The sequence below is a fragment of the Neorhizobium populisoli genome (assembly GCF_019430945.1).
Lineage (GTDB): Bacteria > Pseudomonadota > Alphaproteobacteria > Rhizobiales > Rhizobiaceae > Neorhizobium > Neorhizobium populisoli.
Genome location: NZ_JAHYCB010000003.1, coordinates 639350 through 653302, shown reverse-complemented (window position 1 = coordinate 653302; position 13953 = coordinate 639350). Strand labels below are relative to the sequence as shown.

Below are 13953 nucleotides of genomic sequence, written 5' to 3'. Positions count from 1 at the left end.
CATGTCGAAACCCTTCCTCACCCTCTATTGCCTGATCATCTACGCTTTCCTGCTGGCGCCGATCGCGGTCGTCGTGATCGCCTCGTTCAACTCCGGCGCGTTCCTGACCTTCCCGCCGCAGGGCTATTCGTTCCGCTGGTATGTGGTGTTCTTCAACAACGAGGTGTTCATGCGGGCAATCCGCACCTCGCTGGGGATCGCGGCGATCACAATGGTGATTTCCGGTATCATCGGCACGATGGCGGCGATGTTCTATGTCAGCCACGCGGGGCGGCTGAAGGAAACAGTGCGCATCGCGATGCTGGCGCCGCTGCTGCTGCCGGAGGTGCTGACCGCGATCGCGCTGCTTTTCTTCGTCTATTCGGTCGGCATCGGCACGCAGACCATGTTCGGCATGGTCGTGGGCCATGTGCTGATCACGCTGCCGTTCATGTTCATCAACGTCTCTGCCTCGATGGAAAGCTATGATCCGTCCTGGAGCATGGCGGCGCAGAGCCTCGGGGCAGGGCGGTTCACCCGCTTCCGGCGGATCATGCTGCCGCTGATCAAGCCGGGCGTCATCGGCGGCTGCCTCTTCGCCTTCATCATCTCTTTCGATGTCTTCACCATTTCCTTCCTGCTGAAGGGCGTGGGCATGTCGACATTGCCGATCCAGCTTTTCGATTATCTCAGGACGAATTTCACGCCGGAAGCGGCGGCCGTTTCGACCTGCTCGATCGTGCTGACGATGGCGGTAGTAGTTATTTCGGAGAAGGTGCTGGGGTTGAGGATTCATCGGTTTTAGGGCGCCGGATGAGAGCTGCGCCCTATTGGCTTTTCTGCATCTTCTCCCGTTCTTCCGGCAGAGCTATCACATACGGAATGCGTAAGGTGCGTAGGGCTCCGAATGATCTCCCCCCTTGAGGGGGAGATGTCACGATAGTGACAGAGGGGGGTATCGTCGGTTCTACAAATTCAGTGCCCAGCGGATGTGAGACACCCCCCTCTGCCCTGCCGGGCATCTCCCCCTCAAGGGGGGAGATAGGCTAGGCGCGCCGTCGCAATCTCCATGGACTATCGCCTTCCGCGTATGGGTAGGGGCAGTCACCTGGCGTGAAGCTCAATAAACCTTCCCACGTGCCGTCACCGGCCAAAGCACCTCCACCCGACCATCCCTCACCCCGACATACCAGTCGTAGAGATTGCAGGTCGGATCACAGTGTCCCGGCACGAGGCGGAGCTTGTCGTTGAGCTTCAGCGCGTCGTTCGGGTCCTCGATCTTGCCGTGCTCGTCGGAAGCACCGACGAATTTCAGGTCGGAGCGGTCAAAGACGCTCGGCAGGCCGCTGTCGATCGAGTGAGCCTTCAGGCCAGCATCGCAAACGGCGCGGCCGGAAGCGGGTTTGCTCATGATCGAGGTCAACACGAACAGCGCGTGTTCGAAGCCGCCGACGGTGCCGTTGCCTTCGTCGGTGCGGACGCGGGCATAATCGGCATCCATGAAGATGTAGGAGCCCGGCTGGATTTCGTTATAGAGGCCGGAAGCGGCCTCGATCGGATGCGTGCCGGTGCCGGCGCCGGTGACGATCTTCGGCTCCAGGCCGGCTTCTTTCAGCAGATCGGCAGTCAGGCGAGCCATGCCGGTGGATTTATCGATCGCTGCGCGGCGGTCGGCGGGGTCATAAATGTGCTGCGCGCTGCCGTGATAGGCCTGGATGCCGATGAAGGCGATGTTGGGGGCGGCAGCCACCACCTTGGCCAGTTCGACGGCCGGGGCGCCGGCCTCGACACCGCAGCGGCGGGCGCCGCAATCGATTTCCACCAGAACGTCCAGTGTCACGCCATGCCGGCCGGCGGCTTCGGAGAGGGTCGGGACGACCGCGGCGTCATCGACGCAGACGGCGACCTTGGCGAGTTTTGTCAACCGTGCCAGCCGGTCGATCTTCTTCGGGTCGGAGACTTCGTTGGCGACCAGCACATCCGTGACGCCACCCCGTACCAGCGCTTCGGCTTCCGAAACCTTCTGGCAGCAGATGCCCACCGCGCCGCCCTTTTCCATCAGGTAGAGCGCGATATCCGCCGATTTATGCGTCTTGGCATGGGCGCGCAGTTTCACGCCCATCTTCTCCGCATAGTCCCTCATTCGGGCGACGTTGCGCTCGAAGGCGTCGAGATCGATGATCAGGGCCGGCGTCTGAATGTCGTCGATCGAGGCGCCGATTTCGGCCGGTACGTCGAAGCCGATTTCAAGGTCTTTGGGGGAAGCGGTCATGGGGAATATCCGTGATGTGATGCGCCGACGATAGGGGGCTTGCCGGATGCAGGCAATCCCTGCAATCTCCGCAGCATTCGCGTCCGTCCTCCGATAATCCTCGAAAGGATCGTCCATGACCCCCGAATTCCTGATCACGTCCCTGATCGTCGTCGCGTCACCCGGAACCGGCGTGCTGATAACGCTCGCCGCCGGTCTTTCCCGTGGTGCAAGGGCGAGCCTCATCGCCGCCTTCGGCTGTACGCTCGGCATCCTGCCGCATATGGCGGCAGCGATTTCCGGTCTTGCCGCGCTCCTGCATGCCAGCGCGCTCGCCTTCGAATTCATCAAATATCTCGGCGTCGCTTACCTTCTCTACATGGCCTGGCAGGTGCTGAAGGAGAAGGGCGCTCTGACCGTCGAGACGGACAGTGTGCCGAAATCCAATATGCAGGTCATAGTGTCTTCGGTGCTGGCCAATGTGCTCAATCCGAAACTGTCGATCTTCTTCTTCGCTTTCCTGCCGCAGTTTGTCGGCAAGGACGAAGCGACGCCGATCCTGCAGATGACGGAACTCAGCCTCGTCTTCATGCTGATGACCTTTGGTGTGTTCGTGGTCTACGGCCTGTTCGCGTCCTCCGTGCGCAACCAGATCATCTCCCGCCCGGCGATCCTCGCCTGGATGCGCCGCACGTTTGCCGCAGCCTTCGTGTTGCTCGGTGCCCGGCTGGCGCTGACGGAGCGTTGATAACATTCTATTACCTGGCGCGTAATTGAGACGGCGCGCCGGCTCCCGCATGATCGCCTTGTTCTCAGAAAACGAGACGACAACAGGAGATAAGACATGACCGACACGACCACACATGCCAAACGTTATATCGCCATCTGGAACGAAACGGATGTCGCGCGCCGCAAGGAAATGATCGCCGATGCCTGGACGACGGATGCTGTCTATGTCGATCCGCTGATGCGCGGCGAAGGCCATGATCAGGTCAATGGGCTGGTCGAGGTCGTGCAGAACCGCTTTCCGGGTTTTCGCTTCGAGCTGCTCGGCACGGCCGACGGTTATGGCGACAACCTTCGCTTCTCCTGGGGTCTCGGCCCGGCCGGTGCCGACCCGATCATCAAGGGCACAGACTTTGCCGTGCTGGAAGGCGGCCGGCTGAAGGCGGTGCATGGTTTCCTCGATCTGGTGCCGGCTGCCGCATGACGACGCTGACCGCCGCTCTTCCGAAAAGCCGTCCGCTCGGTGATTTCCTGCGCGACTGGCGCCGCCGTCGGCGCATGAGCCAGCTCGATCTGGCGCTGGAGGCGGACATCTCGCAGCGCCACCTGAGCTTCATCGAGAGCGGCCGGTCAGCGCCCAGCCGCGATATGCTTCTGCATCTGGCGGAGCGGCTTGGCGTGCCGCTTCGCGAACGAAATCCGATGCTGATTGCGGCGGGTTTCGCGCCGGTCTTTACGGAGCGAAAGCTCGACGATCCGGCACTGGCGCCGGCGCGTCGGGCGATCGATATGGTGCTGAAAGGGCATGAGCCGTTTCCGGCGCTGGCGATCGACCGACACTGGACGGTCGTCGCCATGAACGCCGCTTTGCCCCCATTGCTGACCGGCGTCGAAGATAAGTCGCTGCTCGAAGGACCGGTCAACGCCTTGCGGCTCAGCCTGCATCCGCAGGGACTGGCGCCCGATATTGCCAACCTTCGCGAATGGCGCGACCATCTGTTGGAGCGGCTGCATCAGCAGATTGCGGCAACGGGCGATCCAGTTCTGCGCAGGCTGCTCGATGAGTTAGCGGCCTATCCGGTGCCGGAAAACGCGCAGAAGCCCAGCCGGGATTTCGCCGGCATCGCCGTGCCGATGGAGCTTCGTACCGAGAGAGGGCTTCTGTCTTTCATCTCGACCACGACCGTGTTCGGCACGCCGGTGGATGTAACGCTGTCGGAGCTTGCGGTGGAATCCTTCTTCCCCGCCAATGACGAAACGGCCCGGCTGCTGCGCGAGATGGCAGAGGCCGGGCCGTCGAAAATCAGCGAATAGTTTAGCGGATCAGAATTCCGTCCACTGGTTCTCTGCCGTCGCGGCTGCAGCGGCACTGCCGCCGAAGGACTTCGTGACGCGCTGGGCAAGCCGGCGGGCTGGGGATTCCTGCGGGGCGGCATTGCGGCCGGCAGGAGCCGGAGCCGAGCCATAGGCCGGGCGCTGGGCGTTGAAGCGCTGGCCGCTTTCGGCAAGTTTGAAGCGCTCGATCAGTTCGCGCAGCTTGGTGCTTTCGGTGGCGAGGTTGGCGCCGGCGGCGTTGGTCTCTTCCACCATCGCGGCGTTCTGCTGGGTCACCTGGTCCATCTGGTTGACGGCCGAGTTGACTTCGGCGAGGCCGACCGACTGTTCGCGGGCGGCGGTGGCGATCGCGTTGATATGCTCGTTGATCGTCACGACATGGCCTTCGATCGTCTTCAGCGCATCACCGGTTTCGCGCACCAGCTTCACGCCGTTCTGAACCTCGACGCCGGAATTGCGGATGAGGTCCTTGATTTCCTTCGCCGCATTGGCGGAACGCTGTGCGAGTTCGCGGACTTCCTGGGCGACGACGGCAAAACCCTTGCCGGCTTCACCGGCGCGTGCCGCTTCGACGCCTGCGTTGAGGGCGAGAAGGTTGGTCTGGAAGGCGATCTCGTCGATGACGCCGATGATGTTGGAAATCTGGCCGGACGACTGTTCGATGCGCTGCATGGCATCGACCGCGTTGGCGACCACCGTGCCGGACTTGGCGGCACTGGAATTGGCTTCGAGAGCGATCGCCTTCGCCTCGTCGGCGCGCTTCGAGGAGTTGGAGACGTTGGCAGTGATCTCGTCGAGCGCGGCGGCGGTCTGTTCCAGCGAGGCGGCCTGCTGTTCCGTCCGCTTGGAAAGATCGTCGGCGCTCTTGCTGACTTCACGCGAACCGCCGTCGATCGAGCCGGCGGAGGTCGAGACTTCCGAAAGGGCGGAGCCGAGGCGGGAGACGGCAGCGTTCAGGTCCTCACGCAGCGCTTCGAAATCCGGTGCGAACGGTTCGGTGAGCTGGAAGGCGAGGTCGCCGGAGGCGAGACGGCGCAGACCGGCGGCGAGGCCGGAAGTCGCTTCCTGCAGGCGGCCCTGGGCAGCGGCTTCAGCCTCTTGCTGAAGGTTGACGCGGTCGGCTTCCGCCTGCGTACGGGCGGCTTCGGCTTGCCTCTGCAGATCGTGGTTGGAGATCGCGGCCTGGCGGAAGACTTCGACAGCGCCGGCCATCGCGCCGACTTCGTCCCTGCGGCCCGCGAAGGGGATCTCGGTTACGGTGTCGCCGGCAGCGAGGTTGCTCATCGAGGCGGTGATTTTCTGGATCGGGCGTGCAATGCCGGTCAAAACATAGATGGCCGAGCCTGCAATCAGCACGAAGACCACACCGAGGATGACTTCCATGGTGACGAGTGCAGAGGCGTAGGTGGTTTTCGCCTTGATCGTTTCGTCCGCTGCCTCGTCGGTATTCGTCTTCACCAGCTTGTTCACGGCTTCCATGACCGGCTGGATGGTGATGCGCATCTTTTCCATCTCGACGCGGGCGCGAGCATCGGAAGCCTTGCGCGAGAAGCCGAGCATTCTTTCGCCGGCCTGCTGATATTTGTCGACGCCGCCCTGGATCTTGTCGATAAACTGCTTTTCCTCATCCGAGGAGATCAGCGGGCGATAGACATCAAGCGCCTTTTTCAGCGTCTCGGACTGCTGAGCTATCAGCTTTTCGGCGGCTTCCATGCCGAAATCCGAGGTCGTGGTCAGATGTCCCATATAGGCCACCGTCATGCCGAGGATCGCGGTCTCGATATTCTTCGAGGCTTGCACGCTCGGCAGCGAATTCTCGGAAATCGTATCTAGATTGCCGGCGACGTTCGACAGCGAGGAAATGGCTGCCCAGGCGAGAACGGCGATCAACGCCGCAATCGCGCCGAAGACGGCGATCAGCGAGCTGCGGATGGAAAGGCGGGACATGATGCGGCTCCGGAATGGTGAAGCCAAGGCGGTTGGCTTCGCGTTTCTCACGCCGAGATCTGATATCCGGCCGTGCGGGGAGGTGAGCCAGCCTCATGCCAACCCTTGGCGCCACACCGGACGGTAGAGGCGCGATGGTTGCGGAAGCTAGGCGAAACTGTTTAACGACAGCTTGCCATTTTGATATTATAAAACGCATTTTGTTGAAATTTTAAGGGAAGATCGCAAAATCCCGGTTCGGGTATCTCTTTCATTTAAAAGAGCAATATTCGGACCAGCGAGGTTCGAGTAGCAGGATACCTGTTATTTGACGGATGATTGAGAATTCGTTCAGTCGCGATGCGAAATCTAGCCATCGCTCACTACCCAAAGCTGAATGGAAACCGGTTTATTTTCCGGCCCTGAGCCCGTCCATCAGGAGGCCGATCAGCCGCAGCGAGCGGTCGCGCCATTCGGGCGAATCCGGGATCGAATAGATGCTGGCGAGCGCGTGCATGACGTCGGCCGTATCCATGTCGCTGCGGATATAGCCCTGTTGGCTCGCCGTCTTCAGCAGGCTGTCGAGCGCGCCGCGCATATTGCCGAAACCTTCGGCAAACAGCGAGGAATTGCTGGTCATCAGGATGCGCAGGCTGTTCGACATGCCACGCTTGGTGGCGATGTAACCGACGAAACGGCGCATCCACTCTTCCAGCGCCACATCCGGCGAATGTTTTTCGGCGAGTTCGCGAGCGGCTGCGGCAAGGCTTTCCAGCTCTCGGCGATAGACGACTTCGACCAGATGTTCGCGGGTCGGAAAATGCCGGTAGAGCGTGCCGATGCCGACGCCTGCCTGTCGCGCGATATCTTCCAGCGAAGTCTCGACGCCCTTTTGCGGAAACACGACGGCGGCCACCTCGATCAGCTTGTCGCGGTTGCGGCGCGCATCGGCACGCAGCTTTGTCGGTTCGGCTGCGGTTGCTGCTGTTTCAGTCGTTTTCGGCTCGGCCGAGTCCAAAATCACGGCTCCTTCGGGATCGGGGCTTGACGAATTTCGCCAAGCCATTAGTTTAATCGGAGGCGCCTCCGTTTATTTGGAGTGCCTTCCTCTTCTTAATCCAGAAGTCTGCAGGATGTCATTCCTAAAGTCAGTCGGGCCGAAACGCACTCGGCGCGTCCTTCGGAGAAAGACCAATATAGCGCTTGGTCGACCGTAGACCAGACCTAGTTATACCTGAGATATCTCATTCTCGTGAAAATGGCAGGAGCTTGATCCATGACACGAACCATCCATCTTTCGCTCGACATCAATGGCGAGCGGCGCGAGCTCGATGTCGAGCCGCGCGTCACGCTGCTCGATGCGCTGCGCGACCATCTGGCTTTGACCGGCACCAAGAAGGGCTGCGACCAGGGCCAGTGCGGCGCCTGCACCTGTCATGTGGACGACAAGCGCGTGCTCTCCTGTCTCACCCTGGCGGCCCAGGTCGAGGGCCGTCAGGTGACCACGATCGAGGGACTGGCAGACGAAAATGGCGTGCTGCATGCCGTCCAATCCGCCTTTATCGAACATGACGCCTTCCAGTGCGGTTATTGCACGCCGGGCCAGATCATGTCGGCGGTTGCCTGCATCCGCGAAGGCCATGCGGGTTCGGACGCGGAAATCCGCGAATACATGTCCGGAAATCTCTGTCGGTGCGGGGCCTATAACAACATCGTCGTGGCGGTTCGCGAGGCTGCAAAAGCCGTCTCCGCGCCGGCAAGAATGGTGGAGGTGGCCTGATGCGCGATTTTTCCTATCTCCGCGCCGCTTCCACGGAAGAAGCAAGCCAAGCCGCGCGTGAGGCCGGCGCCATGCTGCTGGCCGGCGGCACGACCCTGCTCGATCTCGCCAAATGCGGTGTGGCCGAGCCTGATACCGTGATCGATATCACTCACCTTTCCGGTCTCGGCGGCATTGCCGTCGATGCAAACGGCGCGATGATCGGCGCGCTTGCCAAGATGGGCGAGGTCGCCGACGATCCCTTGATCAAGGCGGCATTCCCGGCGGTGGCCGAATCCCTGTCGCTTGCCGCTTCGCAGCAATTGCGGAACATGGCGACGATCGGCGGCAATCTCTTGCAACGCACCCGTTGCACCTATTTCCGCGATCCGGCCGTTTTCCCGGCCTGCAACAAACGCAATCCGGGATCCGGCTGTTCGGCCATGGGCGGTGTGACGCGCAATCATGCGGTTTTGGGCACCAGCGAGGCCTGCATCGCCAGCAATCCGGGCGATCTGGCCTTGGCACTGGTGGCGTTCGACGCGGTGATCGAAACCGGTAGCCGCAAGGTAGCGGCCGACGATTTCTTCCTGCTGCCGGGTCATACGCCGGAGAAGGAAACCGTGCTTCAGCCCGGCGAGATCATCACGGGCATCAGCATTCCGGCTTCGGCGGCTGCGAAGAACTCGACCTATCTGAAGGTCCGCGACCGGCAGTCTTATGAATTTGCTGCGGCAAGTGCGGCGGTCGGCCTGGAATTCGAGATGGATGGCAAGACGGTGCGGGATATCCGCGTCGCGCTCGGTGGCGTCGCCACAAAGCCGTGGCGGGCACGGGCAGTCGAGAAGGCATTGATCGGCAAGGTTCTCGACCTAGTGGCGATCGAGAAGGCCACGAAGCTTGCGATGGAGGGCGCCGTCTCGCATGGCGACAATCATTACAAGATCGATCTCGCGCCGCGTGTCATCGCCCGCGCCATCATGAAAGTTGCCACGTCGAATGTTGCCCCCTCGAATGTTGGAGGTCTCGCATGACCATCATGGAACCCCGCAAACACGGCGATGCCTCTGACGGCATGATTGGCGGCCGCCAGTCTCGCTTCGAAGGCAGCCTGAAGGTGACCGGTGCTGCGACCTATGCGCTGGAATATCCCGCCGAAAACCTCGCCCATGCCATCCTGGTGCAGGCCACGATCCCGGCCGGCAAGGTTGTTTCGGTCGACAAGGCCGCGGCGCTCGCAGCGCCGGGCGTGTTGATGATCCTGACGCCGGAAGACGATTTCGGCATGACGGTCGCGACTGACTGGGGCGGCAACCGGCCGGACAACCAGCCCTATTACCCGCTGCCGCGTGACGTGAAATACAACGGCGAACCGATCGTCGCCGTTGTGGCGGAAAGCCGCGAACAGGCCTTCGAGGCCGCCAAGCTGATCTGCATCCGCTACGAGGCCGCGCCGCATGTCGCAAGCATTGCCGATCCGAAGGCCGGCGAAGGTCAGGTGATGGACAACCTCACCACGAAATGGGGCGATGCCGAGGCCGCTTTCGCCGCAGCTCCTGTCAAGATCGAGGGCGAATATCGGACACCCCGCGAATACCATGTCGCCATGGAGCCGCACGGGCTGACGGCGAAATGGGATGGCAACGAGCTGACGATTTGGGAGCCCAGCCAGTGGTCGCACGGCATGGCGCGCACCTATTCGGAATGGTTCAACATTCCCTATGAGGATGTGCGGCTGATTTCGCCGTTCATCGGCGGCGGTTTCGGCTCGAAGGGCGGCGCGCTGGCGCATGGTGCGGTCGCAGCCTTTGCGTCTCGCAAGCTCGGCCGGCCGATCAGGCTGGCGTTGACCCGTCCGCAGAATTTCACCAATTACGGTGGTCGTGCCGCGACCTATCAGTCGATCAAGCTCGGCGCGACGGAAGACGGCATTCTCCAGTCGATCATTCATCGCGGCGCCAGCGAAACTTCGACCTATGCGACATGGCCGGAGCAAACCGGGGCGGCGACGCCGATCCTCTACAAGGTGGAGAACTTTTCCTCGCAGCATCGCGTCGTGCCGGTGAATTCGGTCACGCCCGGCGCGCTGCGTGGGCCGGGCAAGAACCCGAGCTCCTTCGGTATCGAAAGCGCCATGGAAGAGCTTGCCTACAAGCTTAACATGGACCCGCTGGACATCCGCCTGAAGAACTATAACGACTTCGACCGTCAGTCGAACAAGCCGTGGTCGACGCGCCGGCTGCGCGAGGCGCTGACAGAAGGCGCGGAAGCGTTCGGCTGGTCGAAGCGCAGCCATGCTCCGCGCTCGATGCGCGAGGGCAAGACGCTGATTGGCTGGGGCATCGGCTGCGGCACGTTCCCGGTCATCCAGGCGCCGAGCGAGGCGATGATCCGCATTCTCGGCAATGGCCGTGTCGAGGTCGTCAGCGGCGCGATCGACATGGGGCAGGGGACCTATACGATCCTGGCCCAGACGGCAGCCGACGTGTTCGGCATTCCGGTCGATCAGGTCGAAGTGCATCTCGGCGATTCCCGCCTGCCGGGTGCGGCGATTGCCGGCGGTTCGATGTTGGCCGGTTCGATCCTCGGCGCCGTCCACAAAGCGGCGACTGCGGCGCGCGACGAGTTGATCGGACTGGCGCTGAGCGACGCGAAATCGCCGCTGCGTGATACCGGTGCCAATACGCTCGCCTTCGCCGGTGGACGCATCACCCCGCCGCGCGGCGAGGGGCCGTCGCTGACCCTGCCGGAACTGATGGCCGCCCTTGGCCGCGAGCAGCTGGAAACCACCCGCAACACCCTGCCGGACGGCGCCAGCGCCGAAGAGCAGCGGCAGGCTTGGACCACCATGGCCAAGGTGCAGGGGCCGACCATGGGCGAATTTTCCATGCACAGCTGGTGCGCCCATTTCGCCGAAGTCCGCGTCGACGAGGATTTCGGCACGGTGCGGGTCTCCCGCATGGTTTCCGCCTTCGATTGCGGCCGGCTCTACAATCCGCGCCTCGTCGAAAGCCAGTGGCGCGGCGGAATCATCATGGGCATCGGTCAGGCGCTTCTCGAAGAGGGTCTTGTCGACCTGCGCAACGGCCGTACGGTCAATGGGAATGCCGGAGACTATCTGGTGCCGACCAATTCGGACATTCCGGATATTCAGACGATCTCCGTCGGCGTACCGGATTACAATGCATCCGCCTTGGGAGGCAAAGGTGTCGGTGAGGTCGGTATCGTCGGCGTTGCAGCCTCGATTGCCAATGCGGTGTATCACGCGACCGGCAAGCGGGTGCGGGATTTGCCGATCACGCTGGAGAAGCTGATCTGATAGGCCCACAGACAGCATCAGAGGTATGAATGCGATACCAAATTCAAAGGCTGATTCTGAAGAACGGGAACCTGTTGAAGGAGAAAGATCTGGAAAGCGAGTGTCCCGTCTTAGAGGCCGATATTGCTCCAGTCGTAGGCGATACTATGGAGGTGACGGCCTTTGGTCGTCATTTCCCGGTTGAGGTCGTTTGGGGGAATTGGCCGGGTCGCGAACACGATCCGGCCTTTGTGATCCGTTTGCGCGTGAAGGAAATCTAGTTTTCCGCCCGGAGGGTATTCCAGCAGGGCGTAAGATTATGTCGGGTTTGGTATTTGCAAGATACCCCCGGCAAACCGTTCGGCCAGTCGTTCCTTGCGAAAATGCTCGGTCACGAAGTCGACGAAGGCGCGGGTCTTTGCCGGCAGTAGCGTCCTGTTGGCATAATAGATCGAGATCGGTCCGATATCCGCATACCAATCCGGCAGAAGCCGGATGAGCGTGCCGTTTTCGAAATGCGGCAGAGCATCCGCCATGACGATCATGGCGACACCGACGCCAAGGCATGCGGCGCGGGCGATCGCGGCGGGATCGTTCAGCACGATTTTTTCCGGCAGCAGCGTCTGCATTTCCTCGCCGCGCATGTTGCGCATGGTCCATTGACGGACGCGGCCGGTATTGGCCGAGCGAAGATGGATTCCGTCCATATCGGCTAGGCCTGCGGGGGCGACAGGCATGTTTCGGCCCGCCATATAGCCGGGAGACGCGACGGCGACGATATGCGCCGGCCCCAGAACCCGGGCAATGACGCCGGATGCAAGTTCGAAGCCGCCACCGATCGCCGCGTCATATCCTTCTGCAATCAGATCGACCTGCCGGTTTTCAAACGTCCATTCGGGACGGATCAGCGGGTAACGTGCCAAGAAATCCGGCAGGAGCGGCAGGATGTAGTCGGTGCCGAAATGCGGGCTCATGCTGACCTTGAGCAGGCCGGACGGTTCCGGGCCTTGCGAAGAGGCGCCGGCGATCGCCGTCTGCAGTGCTCCGACATGGTCGCGGATTTCCAGCAGAAAACGTTCTCCGGCCTCCGTCAGCGCAAGCCTTCGCGTGCTGCGCTGGAAGAGGCGGATGCCGAGGTTTCGCTCCAGCATCGCGACATTGCGGCTGACGGCGGCAGGCGTCAGCGACAACCGGCGCGCTGCAGCCGAAAAACTGCCGTGTTCGGCGCTGCGGATGAACGATTCGAGATTGGCGAGGTTTTCCATAAGTCGATCATTTCAATGATTGCTTGAAGATGATCTCCATTATTAGCGTCTAATCGGCAAGTGATCCAGATACGATATCCGGTTCATCGAAACGCGAACGGAGTATCGCATATGTCCATCGGTATCATCGGCGCCGGCAATATCGGCAAGGCTTTCGCGCGGGTCCTCGCACGCAACGGCATCCGCGCCACGATCGCAAACAGCCGCGGTCCGGCCTCGCTCGAGGGCCTGACGACAGAATTATCTCCCTGGATTTCTGCAGGCACAGTTGAAGAGGCGGCTGCCGCCGATATCGTGCTGGTTGCCGTTCCCTGGGGGAAGTTGCAAGAGGCGCTGGCAGGGTTGCCGGGCTGGAATGGCAGGATCGTGATCGATGCCAATAACCCGGTGGTCATGCCCGGTTATCAGCTGGCGGAACTTGGCGGGCGTACTTCCAGCGAAGTGTTTGCCGATTTCGTGCCGGGCGCCCGGGTGGTGAAGGCTTTCAATCATCTCTTTGCGAAATTATTGGAAGCGGATCCCGCCGCCGAAGGCGGCAAGCGGACGGTGTTTTATTCGGGTGATGATGCCGCTGCCAAAACCGACGTCGCGACGCTGATCGACAAGCTCGGTTTCTTCAGCATCGACCTCGGATCATTGGCCGTCGGCGCCAAGCTGGCGCAGTTCCCCGGCGGTCCGTTGCCGGGGCTGAATCTTGTTAAATTTGGCTGATATCAGTCGTCCGAATAACGCTGTTCAGCCCATGGATCGCCGCGCATGTGATAGCCGTTCTTCTCCCAGAAGCCGGCGTGATCCATGCCGACGAAATCGATCCGCTGCAGCCATTTGGCGCTTTTCCAGAAATAGAGGTGCGGCACGACGAGCCGCACCGGCCCGCCATGCTCTTCCGTCAACGGCTGACCTTCCCATTCGGTGACGATGATCGCATCGGACGAGGCGAAATCGGAGAGCAGAAGATTGGTCGTGTAACCGTCATAGCTGGTCAGCATCACGGCGACGGCCTGATCCATGGGGTCGACGATATCGAGGAAATCGTGGGTGGAGACGCCTTTCCAGTTGTTGTCGTAGCGCGACCATGTCGTCACGCAGTGGATGTCGGAGCGCATCTCGCTCTGCGGCAAAGCCTGGAAGGCGGCCCAATCGAAGGTCTTCGGATTGTTGACGAAGCCGCGGACGTCGAGTTTCCATTGGCGGGTCGAGATGCTCGGCTGCTGGCCGAGATCGAGCACCGGCCAGTTCTTGACGAGGTGTTGGCCGGGCGGCAGGCGATCGGTTTCCGGGCGCGTGATGCGGCCGGTCAGGAACTTGCCCTGTTCGGCCCATTTGCGCTTGGTGATGGTAAGCTTCGAATCCGCTGCTTCTCCGGGAGAAGAGATTTCGTCGGCCATATGCGATCCTCATGTCCTTGCGTTCA

Annotated in this window: 14 protein-coding genes; 9 read left to right on the top strand and 5 right to left on the bottom strand. The window is 61.5% G+C overall.

All coding sequences use genetic code 11. The features are described from left to right. Position 1: 1 nt before the first annotated feature. On the top strand, positions 2-784 hold the full coding sequence (locus tag KX729_RS11060; RefSeq protein WP_219742475.1) for an ABC transporter permease: 783 nt from the start codon (positions 2-4) through the stop codon (positions 782-784). Between the two features lie 315 nt (positions 785-1099). Here the strand turns inward: KX729_RS11060 and KX729_RS11055 are convergent, their stop codons facing one another. After that, positions 1100-2251: a DSD1 family PLP-dependent enzyme gene (locus KX729_RS11055; RefSeq protein ID WP_219742474.1), complete on the bottom strand. Its 1152-nt coding sequence runs from the start codon at positions 2249-2251 to the stop codon at positions 1100-1102. Positions 2252-2366: 115 nt separating this feature from the next. Here KX729_RS11055 and KX729_RS11050 point away from each other — a divergent pair, with 115 nt between their 5' ends. The 3 genes from KX729_RS11050 (at position 2367) to KX729_RS11040 (ending at position 4270) form a co-directional block, all read left to right on the top strand. Then, positions 2367-2978 carry a LysE family translocator gene (locus KX729_RS11050; protein WP_219742473.1) on the top strand — a complete coding sequence of 204 codons (612 nt, stop codon included), beginning with the start codon at positions 2367-2369 and terminating at the stop codon, positions 2976-2978. Between the two features lie 96 nt (positions 2979-3074). Next, on the top strand, positions 3075-3440 hold the full coding sequence (locus KX729_RS11045; protein ID WP_219742472.1) for a nuclear transport factor 2 family protein: 366 nt from the start codon (positions 3075-3077) through the stop codon (positions 3438-3440). Continuing rightward, positions 3437-4270: a helix-turn-helix domain-containing protein gene (locus KX729_RS11040; protein ID WP_219742471.1), complete on the top strand. Its 834-nt coding sequence runs from the start codon at positions 3437-3439 to the stop codon at positions 4268-4270. The genes KX729_RS11045 and KX729_RS11040 overlap by 4 nt, the downstream gene beginning before the upstream one ends. A gap of 9 nt (positions 4271-4279) precedes the next feature. On the opposite strand, the gene KX729_RS11035 is transcribed toward KX729_RS11040, so the two are convergent. Both KX729_RS11035 and KX729_RS11030 read right to left on the bottom strand, forming a co-directional pair. Continuing rightward, complete coding sequence (locus KX729_RS11035) at positions 4280-6238, bottom strand: HAMP domain-containing methyl-accepting chemotaxis protein (protein ID WP_219742470.1); 1959 nt, start codon at positions 6236-6238, stop codon at positions 4280-4282. A 388-nt stretch (positions 6239-6626) separates the two neighbouring features. Next, positions 6627-7235, bottom strand: coding sequence for a TetR/AcrR family transcriptional regulator (locus KX729_RS11030; RefSeq protein WP_246617516.1), 609 nt, complete (start codon positions 7233-7235; stop codon positions 6627-6629). 258 nt (positions 7236-7493) lie between these two features. Here KX729_RS11030 and KX729_RS11025 point away from each other — a divergent pair, with 258 nt between their 5' ends. From KX729_RS11025 to KX729_RS11010, 4 genes are read left to right on the top strand one after another with little or no spacing between them, the layout of a single operon-like run. Further along, positions 7494-7997, top strand: a complete 504-nt coding sequence (locus tag KX729_RS11025) for a (2Fe-2S)-binding protein (protein WP_219742468.1) — start codon at positions 7494-7496, stop codon at positions 7995-7997. Then, positions 7997-9010: an FAD binding domain-containing protein gene (locus KX729_RS11020; RefSeq protein WP_219742467.1), complete on the top strand. Its 1014-nt coding sequence runs from the start codon at positions 7997-7999 to the stop codon at positions 9008-9010. Before KX729_RS11025 ends, KX729_RS11020 begins: the two co-directional genes overlap by 1 nt. Then, positions 9007-11295, top strand: a complete 2289-nt coding sequence (locus KX729_RS11015; protein ID WP_219742466.1) for a xanthine dehydrogenase family protein molybdopterin-binding subunit — start codon at positions 9007-9009, stop codon at positions 11293-11295. Before KX729_RS11020 ends, KX729_RS11015 begins: the two co-directional genes overlap by 4 nt. 29 nt (positions 11296-11324) lie before the next feature. Then, entirely contained in the window at positions 11325-11555 is a 231-nt protein-coding gene (locus KX729_RS11010; RefSeq protein WP_219742465.1) for a hypothetical protein, read from the top strand. 36 nt (positions 11556-11591) lie between these two features. Here the strand turns inward: KX729_RS11010 and KX729_RS11005 are convergent, their stop codons facing one another. Further along, positions 11592-12539 (bottom strand): LysR family transcriptional regulator, encoded by a 948-nt coding sequence (locus KX729_RS11005; protein ID WP_219742464.1) that lies wholly within the window; start codon positions 12537-12539, stop codon positions 11592-11594. A 69-nt stretch (positions 12540-12608) separates the two neighbouring features. Here KX729_RS11005 and KX729_RS11000 point away from each other — a divergent pair, with 69 nt between their 5' ends. Next, positions 12609-13250 (top strand): NADPH-dependent F420 reductase, encoded by a 642-nt coding sequence (locus KX729_RS11000; RefSeq protein ID WP_312990803.1) that lies wholly within the window; start codon positions 12609-12611, stop codon positions 13248-13250. 2 nt (positions 13251-13252) lie between these two features. Here KX729_RS11000 and KX729_RS10995 read toward each other — a convergent pair whose 3' ends face one another. Continuing rightward, positions 13253-13927, bottom strand: a complete 675-nt coding sequence (locus KX729_RS10995; protein WP_219742462.1) for a sulfite oxidase-like oxidoreductase — start codon at positions 13925-13927, stop codon at positions 13253-13255. Positions 13928-13953: the final 26 nt, after the last annotated feature.

What these genes read in the sequence shown, in the direction of transcription:
- KX729_RS11040 (WP_219742471.1), top strand. Translation starts at nt 3,437, where the DNA reads ATGACGACGCTGACCGCCGCTCTTCCGAAAAGCCGTCCGCTCGGTGAT.
- KX729_RS11055 (WP_219742474.1), bottom strand. Translation starts at nt 2,251, where the DNA reads ATGACCGCTTCCCCCAAAGACCTTGAAATCGGCTTCGACGTACCGGCC.
- KX729_RS11035 (WP_219742470.1), bottom strand. Translation starts at nt 6,238, where the DNA reads ATGTCCCGCCTTTCCATCCGCAGCTCGCTGATCGCCGTCTTCGGCGCG.
- KX729_RS11020 (WP_219742467.1), top strand. Translation starts at nt 7,997, where the DNA reads ATGCGCGATTTTTCCTATCTCCGCGCCGCTTCCACGGAAGAAGCAAGC.
- KX729_RS11050 (WP_219742473.1), top strand. Translation starts at nt 2,367, where the DNA reads ATGACCCCCGAATTCCTGATCACGTCCCTGATCGTCGTCGCGTCACCC.
- KX729_RS11025 (WP_219742468.1), top strand. Translation starts at nt 7,494, where the DNA reads ATGACACGAACCATCCATCTTTCGCTCGACATCAATGGCGAGCGGCGC.
- KX729_RS11045 (WP_219742472.1), top strand. Translation starts at nt 3,075, where the DNA reads ATGACCGACACGACCACACATGCCAAACGTTATATCGCCATCTGGAAC.
- KX729_RS11010 (WP_219742465.1), top strand. Translation starts at nt 11,325, where the DNA reads ATGCGATACCAAATTCAAAGGCTGATTCTGAAGAACGGGAACCTGTTG.
- KX729_RS11005 (WP_219742464.1), bottom strand. Translation starts at nt 12,539, where the DNA reads ATGGAAAACCTCGCCAATCTCGAATCGTTCATCCGCAGCGCCGAACAC.
- KX729_RS11060 (WP_219742475.1), top strand. Translation starts at nt 2, where the DNA reads ATGTCGAAACCCTTCCTCACCCTCTATTGCCTGATCATCTACGCTTTC.
- KX729_RS11015 (WP_219742466.1), top strand. Translation starts at nt 9,007, where the DNA reads ATGACCATCATGGAACCCCGCAAACACGGCGATGCCTCTGACGGCATG.
- KX729_RS10995 (WP_219742462.1), bottom strand. Translation starts at nt 13,927, where the DNA reads ATGGCCGACGAAATCTCTTCTCCCGGAGAAGCAGCGGATTCGAAGCTT.